This window comes from Pantoea sp. CS_6, from assembly GCF_041954745.1.
Lineage (GTDB): Bacteria > Pseudomonadota > Gammaproteobacteria > Enterobacterales > Enterobacteriaceae > Pantoea > Pantoea stewartii.
The window spans coordinates 398445-421570 of sequence record NZ_JAVAYG010000001.1; the positions used below are offsets into that span (position 1 = coordinate 398445).

Here is a 23126-nt window from a genome sequence, read left to right on the forward strand (position 1 = left end):
GAACATCCTGCTCATAATTTCACAATGCATCCACGTTATTGCTTCTCTTCAGTGGACGGGTAAAGCCTCCGATAATAAACACCCACACTTTATACCACCACCGGCGTTAAAAGCACAGCGCGATATTGTAAGTTGAATTGACATAAATCAGAGCAATCATGCTTATTATTCTGATTAATGTAGGTGATAAGTGCAGAAAAAAGAAATAAGCCGGACAGTTTTCCGGCTTAAGGTCAGGGAGGCGATCAGGCTGACCGCTCAGGTGCCTTACGCACCGGGGCATCGCCTGCAACATAGTAGTCTGCGGTACTGCGCGGCAGCGGTTGACGACCACGGATGCAGTCGGCGATTTTTTCACCGATCATGATGGTGGTCGCATTCAGGTTGCCCGTAATAATTAATGGCATTATGGATGCATCGACCACGCGCAAACCTTCCAGTCCATGTACGCGGCCTTCGCCATCAACCACCGCCATCTCGTCGTTACCCATCTTACAGGTTCCGCAAGGATGGTAAGCCGTTTCGCCATGGTTACGCACGAATTCATCCAGCTCCTCGTCCGTCTGGCATTCAATGCCCGGGCTGATCTCACGGCCACGGTATTTATCCAGCGCGGGCTGATTGATGATTTCACGTGTGATACGAATCGCATCACGGAACTCATGCCAGTCCTGTTCATGCGACATATAGTTGAACAGAATTGCGGGATGGCGACGCGGATCGCGGGACTTCAGGCGCACATGTCCGCGGCTGGGTGAACGCATTGAGCCCACGTGACACTGAAAACCGTGCGCATCGACCGCATTCGAGCCGTTGTAGTTAATCGCTACCGGCAGGAAGTGGTACTGAATATTCGGCCAGGTAAACTCTTCACGGCTGCGAATAAAGCCACCCGCTTCGAACTGGTTACTGGCACCCACGCCCGTGCCGTTAAACAGCCACTCTGCGCCGATCTTCGGCTGATTCCACCACTTCAGTGCGGGATACAGAGAGACGGGCTCCTTGCATTCATACTGCAGGTACATTTCAAGGTGATCCTGCAGGTTCTCACCTACGCCCGGCAGGTCATGGACGACCGGGATGTCAAACTGCTGTAACAGTTCGGACGATCCCACACCCGAGCGCTGTAAGATTTGTGGCGAAGCAATGGCACCCGCACACAGCAGCACTTCGCGTCGCGCATGAACGGTGTGCAGCGTATTACTGTCACCGATCATATATTCCACGCCAATTGCACGCTTGCCTTCAAACAAAATACGGTCAGTGGTGGCATGGGTCACGATTTTCAGGTTCGGACGGCGTTTCGCCTGGTCAAGATAACCGCGCGCGGTGCTGGAACGTCGGCCTTCTGGCGTGACGAAGCGGTCCATCGGCCCAAAGCCTTCCTGCTGATAACCATTCAGGTCATCTGTGCGCGGATAGCCGGCCTGAACGCCTGCCTGAATCATTGCTTCAAACAGCACGTTGTTGCCTTTCTTCGGCGTGGTCACGCTGACCGGACCATCGCCGCCGTGGTAGTCATTGGCACCGGTATCGCGCGTTTCTGACTTGCGATAGTAGGGCAGACAGTCCAGATAGCTCCAGTTTTCCAGGCCGGGCATGCTTGCCCAGTTGTCCAGATCCATCGCGTTACCCCGGATATAACACATGCCGTTGATCAGCGAAGAACCGCCCAGGCCTTTACCCCGACCACACTCCATGCGGCGGTTGTTCATATACGGCTCAGGCTCAGTTTCATACGCCCAGTTATACCGTTTTCCCTGTAAAGGGTACGCCAGGGCCGCTGGCATCTGCGTCCGAAAATCGAAACGATAATCAGGCCCACCTGCTTCCAGCAGCAGAACATTCACACTACTGTCTTCAGTCAGTCGGGTGGCCAACACATTCCCTGCGGATCCGGCTCCAATGATAATGTAATCAAATTCCATTCGTCGCTCCTCAGGTAAGGGGATTAAAAGACAGACTGAAAGCGCGTCAGCTCAACCTGAACCGACTTCACCTGGGTGTAATTCTGCAACGTCATCAAGCCGTTTTCACGACCGACGCCAGAATGCTTGTAACCGCCGACAGGCATTTCAGCGGCAGATTCACCCCAGGTGTTAATCCAGCAGATGCCCGCTTCAATCTGATGAATGACGCGGTGCGCACGATTCAGATCCCGGGTCACCAGACCCGCGGCCAGACCATATTCGGTATCGTTAGCGCGACGTATCACTTCCTCTTCCGAGGTGTAACTCAGGATCGACATCACCGGCCCGAAAATTTCCTCACGGACAATTTTCATGTCGTCGCGGCAGTCGCTGAATACGGTTGGTGCCACCCACGCGCCCTGATCAAACCCGTCACCGGTTAAGCGTTTACCGCCACACAGCAGACGGGCACCTTCTGCAATACCGGACTCAATAAAGCGCATCACGTTGTCACGGTGGCTAAAGCTGACCAGCGGACCAAAGTTCGTCTCGGGATCGCGCAGATCGCCCGCTTTGATACGGGCAACACGTTCTACGATTTTGGCTTCGAACGCAGACTGCAATGCGGCCGGGACAAAAACGCGGGTACCGTTGGTACATACCTGGCCGGAACTGTAGAAGTTAGCCATCATGGCGATGTCGGCGGCCAGATCGAGATCGGCGTCATCAAAGATGATCAGCGGGGATTTGCCGCCCAGCTCCATGGTGACGTCCTTCAGGGTCGATCCTGCCGCATTTGCCATGACTTTTTTGCCGCTGACGACACCGCCGGTAAATGACACTTTATCGATACCCGGATGCTCGGTAAGCAGTTGACCGGTAACCGCGCCGGTACCGGGCAGCACGTTGAAAACGCCGTCCGGCACACCGGCTTCGGTGTAAATCTCAGCCAGTTTCAGGGCCGTCAGCGGTGTGACCTCGCTGGGTTTGAAAATCATGGCATTGCCTGCGGCGAGGGCCGGGGCAGATTTCCAAAGGGCAATCTGAATCGGGTAATTCCACGCGCCAATACCGGCGACCACGCCTAAGGGTTCACGGCGGGTATACACAAACGCGGTATCACGCAGAGGAATTTGCTGGCCTTCCAGCGCAGGGATCAGCCCAGCGTAATACTCCAGCACATCGGCACCGGTAACGATGTCGACGCTGGCGGTTTCACTGAACGGCTTACCGGTATCAAGCATTTCCAGTTCAGCCAGCTCATCATTGCGCTCGCGCAGAATATCTACGGCCCGACGCAGAATGCGTGAGCGTTCCATGGCGGTCATGGCTGCCCAGATTTTTTGCCCTTTTCTGGCCGCCGCCACAGCGCGATCGACATCCTCGCGCCCGGCAATCTGGACATCAGCCAGTACTTCGCCGTTGACCGGATTAATCGTCTGGAAGGTTTCTCCAGACGTCGCGGCAACATAAGTACCATTGATGTAGAGGTGTTGTTCGGTGAATCGGGACATAATTTCTCCTGGTTCCGTTACGCGTGTTCGCCTGCTAACTGCTGGCGAATAAATTGAGTGGTCAGTGTCCGTGCTGTCGTCGGGTCAAAGGGCTTGCCGCTTAATGCTGCGCGTAGCCACAGGCCATCAATCATGGCGGCCAGCCCGTGAGCGGCAAGCCTGGCCCTGTCCCTCGGCAACTGGCGGCGGAACTCCACGGCCAGCGATGAAAAAAGACGGCGATGACTGACCCGTTCCAGACGTTGAAGCTGAGGCTGGTGCATACTGCTTGACCAAAAGTCCAGCCAGGCTTTCATCACTGCGCGTTCGACCTGACTTTCGTCGAAGTTTCCCTCAACGATTGCGCGCAGTCGTTCTTCGGCGGGGGCGTTGGCTAACGGCTGCAGGCGACGGGCAACTGCCTCACGTAGTTGCCGGGTGACGTCGCGCATCGTGGCTTCCAGCAATCCGTTCTTGTCCTTGAAATAGTGGCTGATGATGCCGGTTGACACGCCCGCGCGTCGGGCAATCTGAGCAATGGTGGCATCATTAATACCTACGTCATTTATCGTTGCCAGCGTCGCATCGATCAACTGTCGACGTCGTATTGGCTGCATCCCTACCTTTGGCATTGCGTTCGCTCCCACCCAAAATCAGTCCCCTATTTAATCTTTTTTTGATTGGATGTTCAATATAAATAGAAACCTTGTTAGGATGCTGTGTCTTAAAAGTTGAGTAAGTGAAGCGGTAAGTGTGGCAGATTCGTTAGTTTTGACCAGAATGTAACGGCAGGAAACGAAGCGTAAAAAACACTTACCCCTCGGGACACCGGATGTTTTTACCGGTTTGAACTCTTGCAAAATTGATAAGCCAACAACCAGAGGTAAACGATGATGAGTCCACCAGCGAGTGAAAAAGACAGAATCAACCCCGTGGTGTTCTACACCTCCGCAGGATTGATTCTGACCTTTTCACTCATCACTATTTTATTCAGCAGCGAAGCCGCCAACTGGATACTGAGGGCGGTAAACTGGGTGTCCGAAGCGTTTGGCTGGTATTACATGTTGGCCGCCACGCTTTATATCGTGTTCGTTGTGTATATCGCCTGTTCCCGTTTTGGCTCCATTAAACTCGGGCCTGAGCAGTCGAAACCGGAATTCAGCATACTGAGCTGGTCGGCAATGCTGTTTGCCGCCGGTATCGGGATAGACCTGATGTTTTTTTCGGTGGCGGAACCGGTTTCGCAGTATATGCAGCCGCCGGAAGGGACAGGGCAAACGCTTGAAGCGGCCCGTCAGGCGATGGTCTGGACCCTGTTCCACTATGGCTTAACCGGCTGGTCAATGTACGCCCTGATGGGGATTGCCCTTGGCTATTTCAGCTACCGCTACAATCTGCCCTTAACCATCCGTTCCGCCCTGTATCCCATTTTTGGTAAACGCATTAACGGTCCCATCGGCCACAGCGTAGACATTGCCGCGGTAATTGGGACGATCTTTGGTATCGCTACCACGCTGGGAATTGGTGTGGTGCAGTTAAACTATGGGCTGAAGGTCCTGTTCGATATTCCGGAAGGATTAACGGCACAGACGGCATTGATTATTCTGTCGGTGATCATTGCCACCATTTCCGTGACGTCGGGCGTTGACAAAGGCATTCGTATTTTATCGGAACTGAATGTGGCGCTGGCTCTCGGCCTGATTCTGTTCGTCCTGTTCGCTGGCAATACCGGCTTCCTGCTTAACGCACTGGTGCTCAACGTAGGTGATTACATCAATCGCTTTATGGGCATGACGCTGAATACGTTTGCCTTTGACCGGCCAACAGAGTGGATGAACAGCTGGACCCTGTTTTTCTGGGCCTGGTGGGTGGCCTGGTCGCCGTTCGTGGGCCTGTTTCTGGCACGTATCTCCCGTGGCCGTACCATCCGTGAGTTTGTGCTCGGTACGCTGGTGATTCCTTTTACCTTTACGCTGCTGTGGCTGTCGGTCTTTGGTAACGCGGCCCTGTATGAAATCCTTCATGGCGATGCAGGTTTTGCACAGGAAGTGATGGGCCATGCGGAACGCGGTTTCTACAGTCTTTTGGCGCAGTACCCGGCCTTCAAGCTGAGTGCTTCCGTCGCGACCATTACCGGTATGTTGTTCTATGTGACCTCGGCGGATTCCGGTTCGCTGGTGCTGGGTAATTTCACCTCCAAACTGAAAGACATCAACAGTGATGCGCCGAACTGGCTGCGTATATTCTGGTCAGTCGCCATCGGCGTCCTGACGCTGAGTATGCTGATGACTAACGGCATTACGGCGCTGCAAAATACCACGGTCATCATGGGGCTGCCGTTCAGTTTCGTCATCTTCTTCGTGATGGCAGGGCTGTATAAATCGCTCAAGGTGGAAGATTATCGCCGCGTGAGTGCGACGCGGGATACGGCACCTTATCTGGCACATGCTACTGACCGCCTGACCTGGAAAAAACGGCTGTCGCGTCTGATGAACTATCCTGGCTCGCGCTACACCCTGAAAATGATGGATGACACGATCTTTCCCGCCATGGAGGACGTGGCAAAAGAGCTGGAGCTGCGTGGCGCGCGCGTCACGCTGGACCGCGTGGCCGCCGACGGGGAGCATCCTCTGGGTTATCTGGACCTGCGCGTACAACTGGGCGAGGAGCAGGATTTCCTCTATCAGGTCTGGCCACAGCAGTATTCCATCCCGGGCTTCACCTACCGCGCGCGCAGCGGGAAATCTACCTATTACCGGCTGGAGACGTTCCTGCTGGAGGGCAGTCAGGGTAATGACCTGATGGATTACAGCAAAGAGCAGGTGATCATCGATATACTCGATCAGTATGAGCGCCACTTGAACTTTATTCATCTGCATCGAGAGGCACCGGGCAGCAACATTACGTTCCCCAGCGCCTGATCCCACAGCCCGTTAGCCGCCAGGTTAACGGGTTTTTTATGGCTGACGGAAAACCCGGCCGCGTAAACATGGTCCACAGCCAGTCAGGTTTTGCCGAAGGCCTACGATACATCCGGGGACAGGGAAATGTGTCATCACTGCCGTCCACGTGACAACGGGAGTTTACTGTCGGAATTGTCCCGACCTAAAGCGGGGCAAATTCAACTATCTTTAAACTTTACAGGACACCAATGACTGTTGTGGACAGGGAGTCGTATGCGAAAAATTCTCAGAACATTTCTGCCGCTTTACACCACCACGTTGTTGATGCTGTTGGGCTCAGGGTTACTCACTACCTACGTGTCACTGCGTCTGGCCCATGATCAGGTTAATGGTGCGCTGATTGGGGCCATCATTGCGGCAAACTATATTGGCCTGGTGATCGGTGGCAAGGTGGGCCACAACCTGATTGCGCGCGTCGGTCATATTCGTGCCTATGTAGCCTGTGCCGGCATTATTACGGCGTCAGTGATCGGACACGGGCTGACAGATTTTATCCCCCTCTGGGTTTTCCTGCGCCTGATCATCGGGCTGTGCATGATGTGCCAGTACATGGTGCTGGAAAGCTGGCTTAACGACCAGGCGGAATCGTCACAGCGTGGGCTAATCTTTGGCTTCTATATGGTGGCGACCTACCTTGGCTTAAGTAGCGGTCAGGTGGTGCTGACCTTACAAAGTGACTTTGGTCTTCAGACGTTGTTAATCGTGGCGCTCTGTTTTGCCCTCTGTCTGGTGCCGATTGCGCTGACGACGCGCACGCATGTTCGCGCGATGTCACCTGCGCCGATGGAGCTGGGCTACTTTCTTCGCACCATTCCTAAATTGCTCAGCACCACCTTATTAACCGGTATGGTCGTCGGCGCCTTTTATGGCCTGGCGCCGGTGTATGCCAGCAGCAAGGGATTCAGCGATGCGCAGACCGGTATTTTTATGAGCCTGACGATCTTTGCCGGGCTGGTATCGCAGTTTCCTTTAAGCTGGCTGTCCGACCGTTACGATCGTCAGCGGCTGCTGTTTTATATTGCGGCGCTGCTGGCGCTGGCCTGTTTGCCGCTGGTGTTGCTGCCCAGGCTGTCATTTCACTGGGTGCTCGGCATCGCCTTTCTTGCCAGCATGGTGCAGTTTGCCCTCTATCCTTTGCAGGTGGCGCTGGCAAACGATCAGGTGGCGGCGGAGCAGCGCGTTTCACTGACGGCCTGTCTGCTGATGGCGTTTGGTATCGGAGCCAGTATCGGCCCGTTGCTGGTGGGCTCGCTGATGCAGCCTTTCGGCAGTAACATGCTTTATCTGTTCTTCACGGTGTGCACCCTGTTGATTGCTGTGCTGAGCTATGTGAAGAAAGCGCCGCTTCCGTTACCGACTACCGAGGTACCTTTGCCCCACGTGGTGTTACCGGACAGCCTGGCTACCTCGCCTTTAGGCGCGGCGCTTAACCCGGTGCTGGAAGACGAGGCGATTCAGGCGGCGATGGTCACCAGTGATGAGGAGGGCGCAGAGGACGAGGGTGAGAATGAGGACGAAGGCGACGTGACCCAGGCGCGCGACGATGGAAGCCGCAGCAGGGCCACGTCAGGTTCCACATCTTCTGACGGATAAGCGTTACGGGCGATGAAAATCCTCGACAAGCAGCATGGGTTTTGCCACGCTGAAAGCCGTCACCGCAAGGGGGAATGTCATGCTAGAACTGCGCCCAAACTGTGAACGTTGTGATATCGATCTGCCTGCGGCATCGCGTGATGCGCGCATCTGTTCGTTCGAATGTACCTTCTGCGCGACCTGCGCTGAGCAGCATCTGCAGGGGCATTGTCCCAACTGCGGGGGAGAATTAGTGCGACGGCCCATCCGGCCCGCCGCCAAATTGCTGACCCATCCGGCGAAAGCGCGCACCGCCTGAGTTATCGCCGGGCATCGCGCCAGAATGCGCAGGCGCGATGCCTGCCGCTTGTGCAGGTCCGTCCGCGCTGAACGACGGTTCTGGCGCTGCTATCAGCAAAACAGCGCCGCATGCGTGACAGTGTCACTTGCAGGATGTGACGGCTTAACGGAACAGCCGACCGTCGCGCACCAGTTCGCGCGGATAGTTGTTTTTAATCCGGCTGCCAACCCGTTTTGCCAGCCCCAGCGGCTGAGCCTGATAGGTCACAATCATCTCATCAACGGTGGGCGGGTTTTCAGGGTAGATATCGCGACCGCGAAACCATGCTTCCGCTTCCGCCTCATTCAGTTCTACTGTCTGCGCTGGACGTGGTGACGCCAGCGCGACAACGGCCTCATGTTGCCAGCGATAACCCTTCGCAAAGGTTTCAGCCAGTTTCAGGCCAATCCGCGAAAAACGGACCTGCCCTAACAGCGGAACGATGTCGGCGGGAAACAGCCAAATTTCTTTATCGCGTTGCCACAGTTGCAGGCGCTCATCCCACTGAAGCGCCACCTTCGCGGCCGCCTGAACAATATCGTTTTCCAGTTTGCGATTTACGGGGGTAAACGGGAGCTTGCCGACTTTGTATGTCGGCGCAGGCAGCCGCTCAACAGAGGCGGTTTTGCGTAACCGCGCGACAAAGAAGCCTTCACTGTCAAACAGCTGAGGAAAGACGTGCAGGTAACCTTCGGGCGTGGCTGCCTGTTCTGCGCCTGGAAACAGCGTCGTCAGCGGCGCAACCTCGACGGCTGCGGGGTAGCGCGCCATCAGCCAGGCCACAACCTGTTGGTTTTCGATCGGATTGAGTGTGCAGGTGGAATACACCAGCGTACCGCCAGGCTTCAGGGCATGAAACGCGCTGTCAATCAGATCGCGTTGGGTCTGGGCGATATCGTGGGTGCTGGCAAGCGACCAGTTTTTCAGCGCATCCGCATCTTTACGTATCACGCCTTCGCCAGAGCAGGGCGCATCCAGCAGGATCGCATCGAACTGTTCCGGCAGCGCAGGCCCAAAGACGCGGGCGTCAAAGTGAGTCAGCGCGGTATTGGTCACGCCACAGCGGGTAATGTTCGCGTGCAGCACTTTTACCCGGCTGGAAGAGAACTCATTAGCAAGGACAATTCCCTGGTTGTGCATTCGGGCGGCAATCTGTGTTGTTTTCGAGCCGGGGGCGGCCGCCATATCCATGACATGCTGTGCATCGGGACAGGCATCAAACAGCGCCGTCACCGGCAGCATTGAGCTGGCTTCCTGAATATAAAACAGGCCACTCAGATGCTCTGCCACGCTACCCAACGGTAAACTTTCATCCTCCCGGCTGATCCAGAAGCCGTCTTCACACCACGGCACCGGCGTAAGCTGCCAGCCGTAGTGAGCCGTTTGGGCCAGAAACGCGCTGACGCTGATTTTTAACGTATTGACTCGGAGGCTGCGGCGTAACGGCTGCTGGCTAATGTCGATAAACTGCTGCAGGCTGGCCTCATCGGGCAGGCTCTGGCGCATAAGGTCAAGGAAATCGGCAGGAAAACGTGAAGCGGCGTCGGACACGGATATGTTCTCTTTGAGGCAAAGGCGGGAGTGTAACACGCGGAAAGAAAACGGGCAGCCTGGCTGCCCGTTTTGGAAGGATTAAGGTTGGTTCGGGTCAGGAATGGCCGTACCCCAGTTACGCCACTCTTTCGGCGGTTCGTCCTGCAGCAGGAAGTGCTTGTTCGCATTCGCCTGCGGGGCCAGCGGGACCGTCGGTGGCGTAGCAAACTGAATGCCGCCGCGGATAAATTGCTGGAAGGTACCGGTTTTCACCACACCGCCAATCAGCCCAAAGTCCAGGTTATAGCCGGAGGCGAGCCAGAACACCGAGTTATTACGTACCAGATGCTGATATTTCTTACTGATGCGCAGGGCGATTTGCACGCGATCCGCCATATTACCCAACGAGGTGCCGGTCACGGTACCGACTTCGACGCCACGGAACAGGACCGGCGTCCCTAATGACAGAGAACCCGCTTCGGTGGCATCCACATAGATGTTCAGGCCGTTGAGGTAACGCGAGTCGGTGATGGTGCTTTCCTGCAGCTCAAAGGTCCGCGCGCCGCGTCCTTTACCCGGGTCAACGTTAACGTAAGGCTGCAGGATCGTTTCCAGATGATTCACCCCGGCGGCCGAAATCTCGGGCGACACCACGGAGAAACGACTGTCAATGCGCGCGAAGTTCTGCACGTATTCCGGGTAAAGTACGGCTTTGGCCACCACCTGATTATTGTCATCACTCAGTGACAGCGATTCGATCTGACCCACGTTAATGCCCAGATAGCGAATCGGCATGCCCGCGGACAGTTTGCTGGCATCATAGGTGTGCAGGGTAATCTGGCTGCCCACCGCGCGAGCGGCCGTTTCGGACGGATAAAGCACGCGTTTTACGCCTTTATCCACTTTCGCCCCGGTCAGGTTGTCAAAGCTGATCGCGCCTTTTAAAGCCCGGTTCAGCGGGGAGGCCTGCACCGTTAATCCGCTGCCGTTAAGCTGCACGCGTGCGCCGCCTTCCGCCCAGAAGACACTTTCGTTGGTGAGGAGCTTACGGTATTCCGGTTTGATATGAACGGCGATATCAAACGCATCCGCGCGCGGTGTGACTTTCGTGATTTCGCCCACCTGGAACTTGCGGTACAGCACGACAGATCCCGCCTGAACATCCGGCAGACTTTTCGCGGTCAGCATCAGCGTGGTCGACGGACCGTCACCCACAATACCTTCCTCCGCACGTTCCGCATCCGCAAACAGTGGATAGGCGGCTTTTGGCGCACCGCGCTTGCCGGGATCCAGACGAATACCGCCATCGACCCATTCACGTGCGCTGGCACCCAATACCTGCATGCCGTCCAGACCGAATTTCACATCAAGACGACTGTTCACGATGAATTTACTGTCGCTGTGCACCAGTTGCCGGTGGTCAGGATTAATTGCCACAACAAAATTCACCCCATTTTCATCCAGATCGCGCGAGATGACCTGGCCGATTTTCATACCGTATAACATCAGCGGTTGCCCCGCATCGATGCCATAGCTCTCCGGCGCGCTGAGTTTTACGGTGAGCACATTGGGTTGCTGCAGCAGCGTTTTGTCAGGCGCAACCACGGTAAAATGCTGTGCGGGTGGACCGTCGCCGGGCACCAGTTCAAAGGTATTGCCGGTCAGCAGACTGCTCAGGTTGGTGTCAGTCAGGCTGAGTTTCGGACTGTGCATTTCAATGCGTGTGCCTTCGCGCATCAGGCCGACCACAGACGGATCAACCGTCATCTCGCCGGTGACTTTGCCGCCGTCCTGCAGATTCAGTTTGGTAAGCGTACCGACTTCCAGACCCTGGTACATCAGCGGCGTTCGGTTAGCCGACAGGTTATCGCCGTTGGGCAGATCGAGGCTAATCAGCACACCGCGCTGGCTGTGAGCCAGGTCAGGATAAAGGGTGTAATTCTGATCGCTCTTTGCGGCTTCCGCGCCTTCGGGCGAGTCAAAGGCAATCGCGCCATTGACCAGCGCCGCCAGGCTCTCCAGCTGCACTTTGGCACCGCTCAGGCTGACATCGGCGTTCAGGCCGGACACGTTCCAGAAACGGCTGTTGGTTTTCACCAGGTTGACGAAGCGACGTTCGATAAGCACGTCAATTGACACGCCGTTGTTTTGACCGTTGATACTGTAGTCGTACACGCGGCCTACCGGAATTTTGCGGTAATAGACCAGTGAGCCGGTATTCAGCGAGCCCAGATCCGGTGCATGAAGGTGAATCATCAGCTCGCCGGTATTAACACGGTATTTCGGTTGCGTATCCAGGGCGGTGAAGGTGTCGCTCTCTTTACCATCGCCCGGCATCATGCCGATGTAGTTACCGCCGACCAGCGCATCAAGGCCGGAAACCCCGGCCAGCGAGGCTTTCGGTGTCACCAGCCAGAATTGCGTATTCTCACGCAGGGCATCACGCATATCACTTTTGATGCTGGCTTTGATCTGGATCTTGCGATAGTCGTCGCTCAGGTTGATGCCCTGCACGGTACCGACTTCCACGCCCTGATAGCGCACAGGCGTGCGCCCGGGCACAATCCCATCTGCCGTCTGGAAATTAATGGTGATTGTGGTGCCGCGTTCCTGAAAATTCGTCCATAGCAGCCAGCCCGCAATCAGCATGGCGATAACGGGCAGCAGCCAAAAAGGGGAAATTTTACGCTTATTACGCAGCGTAGCATTAGTCGGTGTAGTCGGCGTTTCCTGTTGCATGTGCATCCCAGAGCAGGCGGCTATCCAGCCACTCAACGGCCATAATGGTCAGGATCACAGCCGCGCCAAAGTAAAACGCGGCAGGTCCCATGGTAAAAGCCAGTAACTGGTCACGATTGACCAGTGACATGGTTAACGAAATGACAAACAGATCCAGCATAGACCAGCGACCGACCCAGGTTACAAAACGCAGGAGACGGATGCGGGTTTTCAGGCCTTGCTCGCAGCGAAAATGAATGCTGAGAAGCAGCGCCAGCATGACCAGAACCTTGGTAAAGGGCACTAAGATACTGGCGATAAAGACGATGGCGGCGACCGGAATATTACCGGATGCCAGGGAAAGAATGCCGGAGAAGATCGTGTCTTCCCGCCGCGAGCCATTGAGGTACACCACTGAAATGGGCAGCAGATTGGCCGGGATCAGCAGCACAATGGAGGCGATGAGCGCAGCCCAGGATTTTTGCAGGCTGTGACGGCGACGGAAGTCGAGCGGTGTATGGCAGCGGGGGCAACGGCCTCGTGCGTCGGGAACATCGGTATAATGGCAGTTGAGACAAACCTGCAGATCCTCCCGTCGCGTCACCTGAGGCTGTTGCGGATAAAAGTGTTCCCATAGCTGCTCAATATTGAGATGAATCAGCGTCATCACGCTCAGGACAGTCAGGGCAATGTAAGCCACCAGACCGTAGCCCATTTCGAGATCGGCGTATTCCTGAACTTTAATCGACGCCACCGCGATGCCAATCAGGAAAATGTCCAGCATGACCCACTCTTTCAGCTTCTCCAGCATCAGCAGAACCGGGCGCAGATTCATGCCCAAACGCTGGCCCAGCGCCAGGTAGCCAATGCCAGCCACAAGCGTGACGGGCGCACCGATAGTGCAGAACGCCACCATGGAGGCCGTTAACACGTTGCCCTGCAGCGTCATCTGCACAATGCCTTCCAGCAGGCTGGCGTTAATGCGCATACCCAGCAGCCGGATATCAATCAACGGCATGCTGAAGGCGAATGGCATCAGGACCAGCATGGTGGCCGCCATCGCCAGCAGACGCGTCATCGACCAGTCATAGCCGCTGACAATTTGCGCATTACAACGGGGGCAATGTGCCGACTGATGCGATTTCACATCTGGTAAGGAAAAAAGGGTATCGCATTGCGGACAACGCTGATAACGTGCGTGGGGCAATGTCTCGCTAATCGCGTGAATTTTCATAAAGAGTGCAGGGTTCGCTTATTGTTATTTACGCAAAGGGTTGTTAAGACATTGCTGTGTACCTGTTTCGGGTATCACGCTTCGATCCACAGAATGTTAAGGTTATAGTAACTAACGCTATGATTCACCTTATGGCTATGGATTTTTAGTGCTTATTTTTAACTGGCGGAGTGGTTAGCCGCCCGGATGTCACTGGTAACGGTTGAATAATGAACAAAACTGCCTTTTACGCCGATTTAGATCGCGATATGCGCGCCTTGCTGGCGGGAGAAACGGCGTTCCTCGCCGCGATGGGTAACTTTAGCGCGCTGTTGTATGAACGTCTCGAAGGCGTGAACTGGGCAGGCTTCTACCTGCTGACGGAAGCAGACACACTGGTGCTTGGCCCGTACCAGGGTAAAATTGCCTGTGTGCGCATCCCCGTGGGTAAAGGTGTCTGTGGTACAGCGCTGGCGCAAAATCAGGTCCAGCGTGTGGATGATGTGCATGCGTTTCCGGGGCACATCGCCTGCGATGCGGCCAGTAATGCTGAAATTGTGATTCCTCTGAAAGTAAACGGTCACGTTGTGGGCGTGCTGGATATCGACAGTGTGGAATACAATCGCTTTGATAGTGATGATGAAAAAGGGCTGGTAGCCTTGACTGACGGGCTTTGCGACGTGCTCGCGAACACGGACTTAGAAAAATATTTGCAGCTGACGCGTAGCTAATCGACTGGATTGCATGGCATTTAGCGATGTTGTCATTATAATGTCGCCTGTTCATGCCTGCTCTGGTCGGCAAACCCGTAGTAATCAGGAAATTTCATGGAAAATCAACCTAAGTTGAATAGCAGTAAAGAAGTCATTAGCTTTCTGGCGGAGCGCTTTCCGCACTGCTTTAGCGCTGAAGGTGAAGCGCGTCCGCTCAAAATCGGTATCTTTCAGGATCTGGTCGAGCGCGTTCAGGGCGAAATGAACCTGAGCAAAACACAGTTACGTTCAGCATTACGTCTTTATACCTCCAGCTGGCGCTATCTGTACGGTATTAAAGCGGGTGCGACCCGCGTGGATCTCGACGGCAATCCGTGCGGTGTTCTCGATGAGCAGCACGTTGAGCATGCCCGCAAGCAGCTGGAAGACGCGAAAGCGCGTGTTCAGGCGCAACGCGATCAGCAGCGGGCCGCGCGTCGTGAAGCCGGTGAGGGGGAAGAAGGGGCCAGCGCGCCACGTCGTCCACGCAAACCTGCTCCGCGTAAAGCCGCAGAGGGTGACGCCGCGCGTAAGCCGCGTCCGCAGTCTGCTGAGCGTCCTACTGCCTCGCAGCATCGCAAACCGGCACCCCGTCCGGAGCAGCAGCAGGCTAAACCCATCACTGATACCTCAACTTTGCAACCCGGCCAGAGTATTAAAGTTAAAGCAGGCAAAAGTGCAATGGACGCGACCGTTCTGGAAGTTTCTAAAGACGGCGTCCGGGTACAGCTCGCTTCCGGCATGGCAATGATTGTGCGCGCAGAACACCTGCAGTTCTGAAACGGAGGCTGACCCCGGCATGAACACCTTGTTAAAAGTTGGATTGATCGCGGGCCTGCTGTTGTCAGGCCCTTCCTTTGCCGCCGAGAACATCACTCGTGCCGATCAAATTCCTCAGTTGCATGAAGATCCCCAGGATCCTACCGTCAGCGAGCGCGTCACCTCACGGTTCACGCGTTCTCACTATCGTCAGTTCGATCTGGACGGGGCGTTTTCCGCCAAAATTTTTGACCGCTACCTCAACATGCTCGACTACAGCCACAACGTGCTGCTGGCGTCGGATGTAGCACAGTTTGCCAGCAAGAAAACACAGCTGGGTGACGAACTGCGTAGCGGTAAGCTGGATATTTTTTACGATCTTTATAATCTGGCCCAGAAACGCCGCTTCGAACGCTATCAGTACGCGCTCACGGTCCTGGCTCGCCCGATGAACTTTACCGGTAATGACACCATCGATATTGACCGTTCCAAAGCGCCCTGGCCGAAAGACCAGAACGAATTAAATGCGCTGTGGGATGCCAAGGTGAAATACGATGAGTTGAGCCTGAAGCTGGCCGGTAAAGACGAAAAAGAAATTCGTGACGTGCTGACCAAACGCTATAACTTCGCCATCCGTCGCCTGGCACAGAGCAACAGCGAAGATGTGTTCCAGCTGGCAATGAATGCATTTGCCCACGAAATCGATCCGCACACCAACTATCTGTCGCCGCGCAATACCGAGCAGTTCAATACTGAAATGAGCCTGTCGCTCGAAGGGATTGGCGCCGTACTGCAGATGGATGACGATTATACCGTGATCAATTCTATGGTCGCGGGTGGCCCGGCGGCGAAAAGTAAAGCCATCACCGTTGGCGATCGTATTGTCGGCGTCGGTGAGCCAGGCAAGCCAATGGAAGATGTGATTGGCTGGCGTCTGGATGATGTCGTCGCCAAAATTAAAGGACCGAAAGGCAGTAAGGTTCGCCTTGAAATCCTGCCTGCCGGTAAAGGTACTAAAACCCGCATTGTGACACTGACGCGTGAGAAAATCCGTCTGGAAGATCGCGCCGTTAAGATGAGTATTCACAATGTGGGCAAACAGAAAGTCGGCGTACTGGATATTCCGGGCTTCTACGTGGGCCTGACCGATGATGTCAAAGTGCAGTTGCAGAAACTGCAAAAGCAGAATGTCGACAGCATCGTGATTGATCTGCGGACCAACGGCGGTGGCGCACTGACCGAGGCGGTCTCACTGTCTGGCCTGTTTATCCCAAGTGGCCCCGTGGTGCAGGTGCGCGACAATAATGGTCGCATCCGTCAGGACAGCGATAACGACGGCATTGTGTACTATAAAGGGCCGCTGGTGGTGCTGGTTGACCGCTTCAGTGCGTCTGCCTCTGAAATCTTTGCGGCGGCGATGCAGGACTATGGGCGTGCGCTGATTGTTGGCGAGCCGACCTTTGGTAAAGGCACCGTTCAGCAGTATCGCTCGCTGAACCGCATTTACGATCAGATGCTGCGTCCGGAATGGCCTGCGCTGGGATCGGTTCAGTACACGATTCAGAAGTTCTACCGTATTAACGGTGGCAGTACACAGCGTAAAGGCGTCACCCCCGATCTGCTGATGCCTACCGGCGTTGAAGCGGCGGAGACAGGCGAGAAGTTTGAAGATAACGCCTTACCGTGGGACAGCATCACGGCTGCCACCTACGCGAAAACCGGAGATGTGAAAGCGCTGGTGCCGCAGTTGACGAAAGAACATGATGAACGTATCGCGAAAGATCGTGAGTTCCAGTACATCATGAAGGACATTGCCCGCTTTAATGCCATGAAGGACAAGCGCAATATCGTGTCGCTCAATCTTGCTCAACGCGAGAAAGAGAACCACGAAGACGATGCGCTGCGTCTGGAACGCATTAATGCGCGCTATCAGGCCGAAGGCAAAAAGCCGCTGAAGAGCCTGGATGACCTGCCTAAGGATTACAAAGAACCCGATCCTTATCTGGATGAAACCGTCAAGATTGCCAACGATCTGGCGCAGCTGGAAAAGACGCTTCCCGACGCGTCCGCAGCGAAAAGCAACTGATACGTTCTGGTTTAATAAAAAGCACCGCACTGCGGTGCTTTTTTTATGATAAGTCTGGCAAGGATGCGTCACGTTAATGTGTTGTACTGCGCGCATTCAGTAGGGTTGCGGTAAAGGTTATGTCATATTGTAAAGTTATGTCTTTTTAGACACTTAAACGTCAAGGTCGCTTGAAAACCCGCACAATGCTCATAGGATATGTATCCGCGCATGAGCGCATGAACTACTGAGGATGATTAACCGTTATGATGCGTATTGCTCTTTTCCTGCTGACCAACCTGGCAGTGATGTTGGTATTCGGGCTGATTCTCAGCCTGACAGGAATTCAGTCAAGCAGTGTTCAGGGCCTGATGATTATGGCAGGTCTGTTTGGCTTCGGCGGTGCGTTTGTCTCACTGCTGATGTCGAAGTGGATGGCGTTGCGTTCGGTCGGCGGTGAAGTGATTGAACAACCACGCAACGAAACCGAGCGCTGGTTGTTAGAGACCATTAGCCAGCAGGCCCGGCAGGTCGGTATTGCGATGCCGCAGGTCGCGATTTACCACGCGCCTGACATCAACGCCTTTGCAACCGGTGCCCGCCGTAATGCGTCACTGGTGGCTGTATCGACCGGGCTGCTGCAAAACATGAGCCGCGACGAGGCTGAAGCGGTGCTGGCGCACGAAGTCGCGCATATTGCCAACGGCGACATGATCACCATGACCCTGATTCAGGGCGTCGTGAACACCTTCGTGATTTTCGTTTCGCGTATTCTGGCGCAGATTGCGGCAGGCTTCATGTCTGGTAACCGCGATGGGGAAGAAAGCAGCAACGGTAATCCGCTGGTGTACTTTGCCGTTTCTATGGTGCTGGAACTGGTGTTTGGTATCCTTGCCAGCATCATTACCATGTGGTTCTCTCGTCACCGTGAGTTCCATGCGGATGCCGGTTCAGCGAAACTGGTGGGCCGCGAGAAGATGATTGCGGCACTGCAGCGCCTGAAAACCAGCTACGAGCCGCAGGAGCCCAGCAGCATGATGGCGTTTTGTATCAACGGTAAAGGGAAGTCATTCAGCGAGCTGTTTATGTCGCATCCCCCGTTAGATAAACGTATTGAAGCGCTGCGTAGCGGCGAATACCTGAAGTAACCCGGCAAAAAGGCGACTGAGAAGTCGCCTTTTTTATCACTGTACGCGCGGTGTTTTTATGCGCGACAGACTGAGCAGGGCCGCTGCGGTTGAGAATCCAGCCGCCAGTAACAGCGCCGCATGGGTGCCGTCATTGCCCAGCCAGTTGAACATCAGCGCTACCAGTGCGGCACCGCTGCTCTGACCCAGCAACCGTGCCGTGCCCAGCATACCGCTGGCACCACCGCTGCGTTGACGCGGAGCGGAGGTAATAATGGTGTGGTTATTCGGGGACTGAAACAGGCCAAAGCCCGCCCCGCACAGCATCATGCGCCAGATAATGTCCATGTCGTCTGGCTTCGCAGGTAAGTTAGCCAGCAGAAAAAGCCCGATGGCAAACAGGGCCAGCCCTAATCCCCCGAGTAAGCCCGCATGCACTCGTTCAATTAAACGTCCCGCGACCGGTGAGAGCAGCATGGTGGCCAGCGGCCACGGCGTAAGCAATAAACCGGTTTCGACCTCTGTACGCCCCATCACGCTTTGCAGGTAGAAGGGCAGTGATACCATCGCCAGCATCTGCGCGCAGAAAGAGCAGACGGAGGTGCACATCGACAGGGCAAAAATAGGGATGCGCAGCAAATCAACCGGCAGCAACGGCACGGCCATCGTCAGCTGGCGTCGGATAAAAAAGTAGCCCACCACAAGCAGCGTGATAAGTTCTCCTGCGATAAGCCAGATCGATTGTCCCTGGGCAAAGCCACCCAGCGCCGAAATAAGCAGGCCGAAAAAGAGCGCATTCATTACCGCACTGGTGACATCAAACTTCTGTGTTTTGGCCCGTTGCGGGTTATCCGGCAGATAACGTAACGCCAGCCAGAGCGTGACAACGCCCAGTGGCAGGTTGATCAGGAACAACCAGCGCCAGCTGGCAAATGAGAGGATGGCTGCCGCAACCGTGGGGCCGGCCGCCGTCGAGATCGCCACCAGCAGGGCGTTGATCGCGATGCCGCGGCCCAGATAACGTGGGGGATAAATGATACGAATCAGAGCGGTGTTAACGCTCATGATCGCCGCACCCCCCAGGCCCTGAAGCACCCGGCCCAGCGTAAGCAGGGGAAGGGAGGGCGAAAGGGCGCAAAACACCGACGTGATGGCAAACACCACCAGCCCTGCCTGGTACACGCGGCGGTAGCCGACGATATCGCCTAAAAAGGACAACGACAGTAGCGAGGCGACAATGGCAATCTGATAAGCATTAATCACCCAGACTGACTGGGCCGGACTGGCCTGTAGCTCACGTGAGATGGTTGGCAGCGCGACATTGGCAATCGATCCATCCAGTACCGCCATGATAAGGCCGATGGCGATCGTCAGAATAGCCCAGTAGCGTTGGGGTACTGCGAGTCCGCCGTCAGAAGAGGAAAGTGACATAGAGGCTAATATTAAAGAGTGTGAATATCATCATGCTAATCAATTGGCCGCCAAATTGCATCGTACCCACGGAAAAAATATATTTTAGAGATGTTTCAAACCCGGAAGATTGCCGGGATCGGCGCTGTCACTCTATACTGCAACTCTGTTCCAGTTTTTTTGAAACACGTATTCAGGGTGACAAATGGCCGCTGACGAAAAGGATAAACAGCCGGATGCCGTCTCTTCGGTGCAAAAAGTATTCGGGATTTTGCAGGCGTTAAGCGAAGAGCGCGATCACGGTATTACCGAGCTGGCACAACGGCTGATTATGTCCAAAAGTACGGTCTACCGATTCCTGCAAACCATGAAAGCATTGGGTTATGTCGCGCAGGAAGGGGAAAGTGAGAAATATTCGCTGACCTTGAAACTGTTTGAGGTGGGATCCAATGCGTTGCAGCATAGCGATCTTATCCGCAGCGCCGATGTACACATGCGCGAGTTATCGCGTCTGACCAAAGAGACAATCCATCTGGGCGCGCTGGATGATGACAGCGTGGTCTATGTGCATAAAATTGACTCGCTGTATAACCTGCGTATGGCCTCACGTATTGGTCACCGCAATCCACTGCACTCCACCGCACTGGGAAAAGTGTTGTTGGCCTGGCGCAATCGGGAGGAGGTGAATGCCATTCTGGAGCGCATGACGTTCACTATTAACACCGCCAACACCTTACCGGACGCAGGCGCGTTACGCGAAGCACTGGGTCAGGTCAAGGCACAGGGTTATGGTGAGGATAACGAAGAACAGGAAGTGGGCGTGCGCTGCATCGCCGTGCCCATTTTTGATCGCTTTGGTGTCGCCGTCGCCGGACTGAGCCTGTCCTTTCCCACGCTGCGCTTTTCTGCCGCGAACAAGCAACAGTACGTGACGCTGTTACGTGAAGCGGGCCAACGTCTTTCGTCAGAGCTGGGCTATACCGGCAATGACGGGGGTTAAAAAAAGCGGGCCAGTTGGCCCGCTCCTCCGTTATCCGTTGTCGACCACTTCGCTACTTTTCTTTAGCAGCGGGCAATCCGTCACGCCCACCACGCCGCTGTCTGTATGCAGATATTGCGCGGTCACCATCCCTCTGGCGGTCAGATAGTTACATTTCAGCCCCAGTCCCGCGGCATTCTTGTTGCTGCCCGCCAGCACGCCGTAACCTGTGAACAGCATAGCCAGCCAGAGGATGCCGATAACGATAATCGCCCGAATGAAGAGTTTCATTGTATCTCCTTATGATACCCACGCAGCGTTCCAGTGACTGCTGCTTAACATGATGTACAGGATTAGCATGCCTCGCTTTCAGGCAGGATGCGATCAGAGATAACTGAAAGCGCAGAAAGCGCTATATCGCTGACGTCACCATTATCTTTTGCGGCGGCGCGGAGTAGAATAGACGGTCGTCCTTTTTTTGTGATTTCATCAGGTATCTTGAGGCAGTTATGAATGAGTTAGCCGCGAATGCGGGACCGGTAATCAGTTACGGCGTTTTTCTGCTGGCGCTGATTGTGGCATTAATGCTGTGGTTTTACGTTAATCGCGCCAGCGTTCGGGCGAACGAACAGGTTGCGTTATTGACGTCATTGTTAGAAGAGCAAAAGAAACAGAATGCACTGCTGCGGCGGATGATTGAGGCGCAGAATGGTGCAGATGAGCCGTCCCCCGGAGCGCCGTCGGAAAACGACGGACTGATTCGTTTAATCCCGGAACGTTAACCCTGCATGGAGGCCGGATGGCCTGGAAAAATCCCTGGTATGACAGCAGTAAACCCCATCACACCGCTGAGGGGTTTCGTAACCCTGAGCCCGACAGCCGCCAGCAAGGTGACCTGCAGCGCTGGCGACGTGAACGCAAAGCCCAGGGATTACCCCATCCGCCTCGTCAGGGCTATGACCAGTTTATTACGCAGTGGTGGCAACCTGCCGATCTGAACGGGGAGGATGACCGTCTCTGGTGGCTGGGCCATGCGGCGCTGCTGATGCGCATAAACCAACACTATATTCTGATTGATCCCGCGCTGTCCCGGCGGGCTTCCCCTTTGCCGTTTATCGGACCTGAACGTAAAACGCCTTCTCCGCTGGCCATTGACCAGTTACCGCGGCTGGATTACGTCCTGATATCCCATAATCATTACGATCATCTGGATAAGCCCACCATCAAACAGATTGTGCGCCGCTTTCCGGACACTATTTTTCTGGTGCCGCTGGGGCTGGCGGAGTGGTGTAAGCGTTATGGGGTCAAACAGGTGCATGAGCTTGACTGGTGGCAACAGAAAGTGTTTGCGGGAATACAGTTTGATGCGGTCCCTGCGCGCCACTGGAGCATGCGCACCGTTACTAATCGCAACCGAACCCTGTGGTGCGGTTGGGTGATCAGGACCGCTTCGCTGCGATTTTGGTTTTCCGGTGACAGCGGCTACAGCGACAGTCTTCTGGCGATTGCGCAGCATTATGGCCCCTTTAATCTGGCCGCTTTGCCGATAGGCGCTTACGCACCGCGCTGGTTTATGGGGGCACAACACATGGATCCCCAGCAGGCGGTGGCGTTGTGGCGCGCGATAGGTCAGCCACTGACCCTTCCCATTCACTGGGGCGTTTTCGAACTGGCGGATGAGTCACTGGATGCGCCCCCGGCTGAACTCCAGCGAGCACTCGCGCAGAGCGGCGAGGGTCAGCAAAATTTTGCGCCCTGGAAAATTGGGGCGAGCCACAGTCTGAGCGATCTCAATCCGACCTAATCCGAAATACGGGGCCCTGTGTTTGTGAAACGGCAAGGCTCCGGCGTATTCGCTTTTTATTTCTTTTACGCGCTCGGGGCAATTCAAACGTCAGCTGTCAAGAAAATGATTAGTGCGGAGGGAAAGTCTCAACTTTTGATTTTACTAATAATAATTTTTATATTTGTACGAAATAATAAAAGCTGTACAAGCTGAAGCCGTCCGGGGTTACCGTTCCCCTTATCCATTCCTTTATTTGGTGCATTATTGCCATATTAGTGCAATGTAATTTATTTATTGTCATACATCATGATAAAAGCAGGAAAAGTAGTACGTTATCCCATCCGGGATGCAGGAAGCCTTTATTTTATCGTGAAGTTATGACGGTCGCTGGGTTTCGGTTCGCAGCATTTTGTACCATAAAGTACATTCTCTGGGAGCTACCCTGCAATTATGCAAAAACTAACGATCGACATATTAAAAATGGCTTGCCATTATTTAGCGGATAT

The 23126-nt window shown here is 54.9% G+C and carries 18 protein-coding genes; 10 read left to right on the forward strand and 8 right to left on the reverse strand.

Annotated elements, in window-relative coordinates; genetic code table 11:
* Positions 1-245 precede the first annotated feature (245 nt).
* The 3 genes from betA to betI are packed head-to-tail and all read right to left on the reverse strand — an operon-like array spanning position 246 to position 4035.
* The gene (betA, locus tag RAC90_RS01745; protein ID WP_054633655.1) at positions 246-1928 is read right to left on the reverse strand and encodes a choline dehydrogenase; all 1683 of its coding nucleotides are present in this window, start codon (positions 1926-1928) and stop codon (positions 246-248) included.
* A gap of 23 nt (positions 1929-1951) precedes the next feature.
* Complete coding sequence (gene betB / locus RAC90_RS01750) at positions 1952-3424, reverse strand: betaine-aldehyde dehydrogenase (protein WP_006120301.1); 1473 nt, start codon at positions 3422-3424, stop codon at positions 1952-1954.
* Positions 3425-3441: 17 nt separating this feature from the next.
* Positions 3442-4035 (reverse strand): transcriptional regulator BetI, encoded by a 594-nt coding sequence (gene betI, locus RAC90_RS01755; RefSeq protein WP_006120302.1) that lies wholly within the window; start codon positions 4033-4035, stop codon positions 3442-3444.
* A 258-nt stretch (positions 4036-4293) separates the two neighbouring features.
* On the opposite strand from betI, the gene RAC90_RS01760 reads away from it, so the two are divergent.
* From RAC90_RS01760 to RAC90_RS01770, 3 genes are all read left to right on the forward strand, one after another.
* A complete protein-coding gene (locus tag RAC90_RS01760; protein ID WP_033741948.1) occupies positions 4294-6324 on the forward strand; it encodes a choline transporter in 2031 nt (676 codons plus the stop codon).
* Between the two features lie 255 nt (positions 6325-6579).
* The gene (locus RAC90_RS01765; protein WP_058708057.1) at positions 6580-7959 is read left to right on the forward strand and encodes an MFS transporter; all 1380 of its coding nucleotides are present in this window, start codon (positions 6580-6582) and stop codon (positions 7957-7959) included.
* Positions 7960-8038: 79 nt separating this feature from the next.
* Positions 8039-8257 (forward strand): DUF1272 domain-containing protein, encoded by a 219-nt coding sequence (locus RAC90_RS01770; protein WP_054633659.1) that lies wholly within the window; start codon positions 8039-8041, stop codon positions 8255-8257.
* Positions 8258-8401: 144 nt separating this feature from the next.
* On the opposite strand, the gene rsmF is transcribed toward RAC90_RS01770, so the two are convergent.
* The 3 genes from rsmF to yebS all read right to left on the reverse strand — a co-directional run bounded on the left by rsmF (position 8402) and on the right by yebS (position 13763).
* Complete coding sequence (rsmF, locus tag RAC90_RS01775; RefSeq protein ID WP_193751020.1) at positions 8402-9829, reverse strand: 16S rRNA (cytosine(1407)-C(5))-methyltransferase RsmF; 1428 nt, start codon at positions 9827-9829, stop codon at positions 8402-8404.
* Between the two features lie 81 nt (positions 9830-9910).
* Positions 9911-12550: an MlaD family protein gene (locus RAC90_RS01780; RefSeq protein ID WP_375123873.1), complete on the reverse strand. Its 2640-nt coding sequence runs from the start codon at positions 12548-12550 to the stop codon at positions 9911-9913.
* Entirely contained in the window at positions 12519-13763 is a 1245-nt protein-coding gene (gene yebS, locus RAC90_RS01785) for a membrane integrity lipid transport subunit YebS (protein WP_033741942.1), read from the reverse strand. Before yebS ends, RAC90_RS01780 begins: the two co-directional genes overlap by 32 nt.
* 209 nt (positions 13764-13972) lie before the next feature.
* On the opposite strand from yebS, the gene RAC90_RS01790 reads away from it, so the two are divergent.
* The 4 genes from RAC90_RS01790 (at position 13973) to htpX (ending at position 18466) form a co-directional block, all read left to right on the forward strand.
* Positions 13973-14473, forward strand: coding sequence for a GAF domain-containing protein (locus RAC90_RS01790; RefSeq protein ID WP_375123874.1), 501 nt, complete (start codon positions 13973-13975; stop codon positions 14471-14473).
* A gap of 96 nt (positions 14474-14569) precedes the next feature.
* Positions 14570-15274: an RNA chaperone ProQ gene (proQ, locus tag RAC90_RS01795; protein ID WP_006120309.1), complete on the forward strand. Its 705-nt coding sequence runs from the start codon at positions 14570-14572 to the stop codon at positions 15272-15274.
* Between the two features lie 19 nt (positions 15275-15293).
* On the forward strand, positions 15294-17339 hold the full coding sequence (prc, locus tag RAC90_RS01800) for a carboxy terminal-processing peptidase (protein ID WP_033741935.1): 2046 nt from the start codon (positions 15294-15296) through the stop codon (positions 17337-17339).
* Between the two features lie 245 nt (positions 17340-17584).
* Positions 17585-18466: a protease HtpX gene (gene htpX / locus RAC90_RS01805; protein ID WP_033741934.1), complete on the forward strand. Its 882-nt coding sequence runs from the start codon at positions 17585-17587 to the stop codon at positions 18464-18466.
* A gap of 36 nt (positions 18467-18502) precedes the next feature.
* On the opposite strand, the gene RAC90_RS01810 is transcribed toward htpX, so the two are convergent.
* Complete coding sequence (locus RAC90_RS01810; protein ID WP_375123875.1) at positions 18503-19876, reverse strand: MFS transporter; 1374 nt, start codon at positions 19874-19876, stop codon at positions 18503-18505.
* A 184-nt stretch (positions 19877-20060) separates the two neighbouring features.
* On the opposite strand from RAC90_RS01810, the gene kdgR reads away from it, so the two are divergent.
* Entirely contained in the window at positions 20061-20855 is a 795-nt protein-coding gene (gene kdgR, locus RAC90_RS01815) for a DNA-binding transcriptional regulator KdgR (protein ID WP_375123876.1), read from the forward strand.
* 30 nt (positions 20856-20885) lie between these two features.
* On the opposite strand, the gene RAC90_RS01820 is transcribed toward kdgR, so the two are convergent.
* On the reverse strand, positions 20886-21125 hold the full coding sequence (locus tag RAC90_RS01820; protein WP_033741931.1) for a YobH family protein: 240 nt from the start codon (positions 21123-21125) through the stop codon (positions 20886-20888).
* 218 nt (positions 21126-21343) lie between these two features.
* Between RAC90_RS01820 and RAC90_RS01825 the strand changes: the two genes are divergently transcribed.
* Both RAC90_RS01825 and RAC90_RS01830 read left to right on the forward strand, forming a co-directional pair.
* Positions 21344-21616: a YebO family protein gene (locus tag RAC90_RS01825; RefSeq protein ID WP_375123877.1), complete on the forward strand. Its 273-nt coding sequence runs from the start codon at positions 21344-21346 to the stop codon at positions 21614-21616.
* A gap of 17 nt (positions 21617-21633) precedes the next feature.
* A complete protein-coding gene (locus RAC90_RS01830; protein WP_375123878.1) occupies positions 21634-22638 on the forward strand; it encodes an MBL fold metallo-hydrolase in 1005 nt (334 codons plus the stop codon).
* Positions 22639-23126 lie beyond the last annotated feature (488 nt).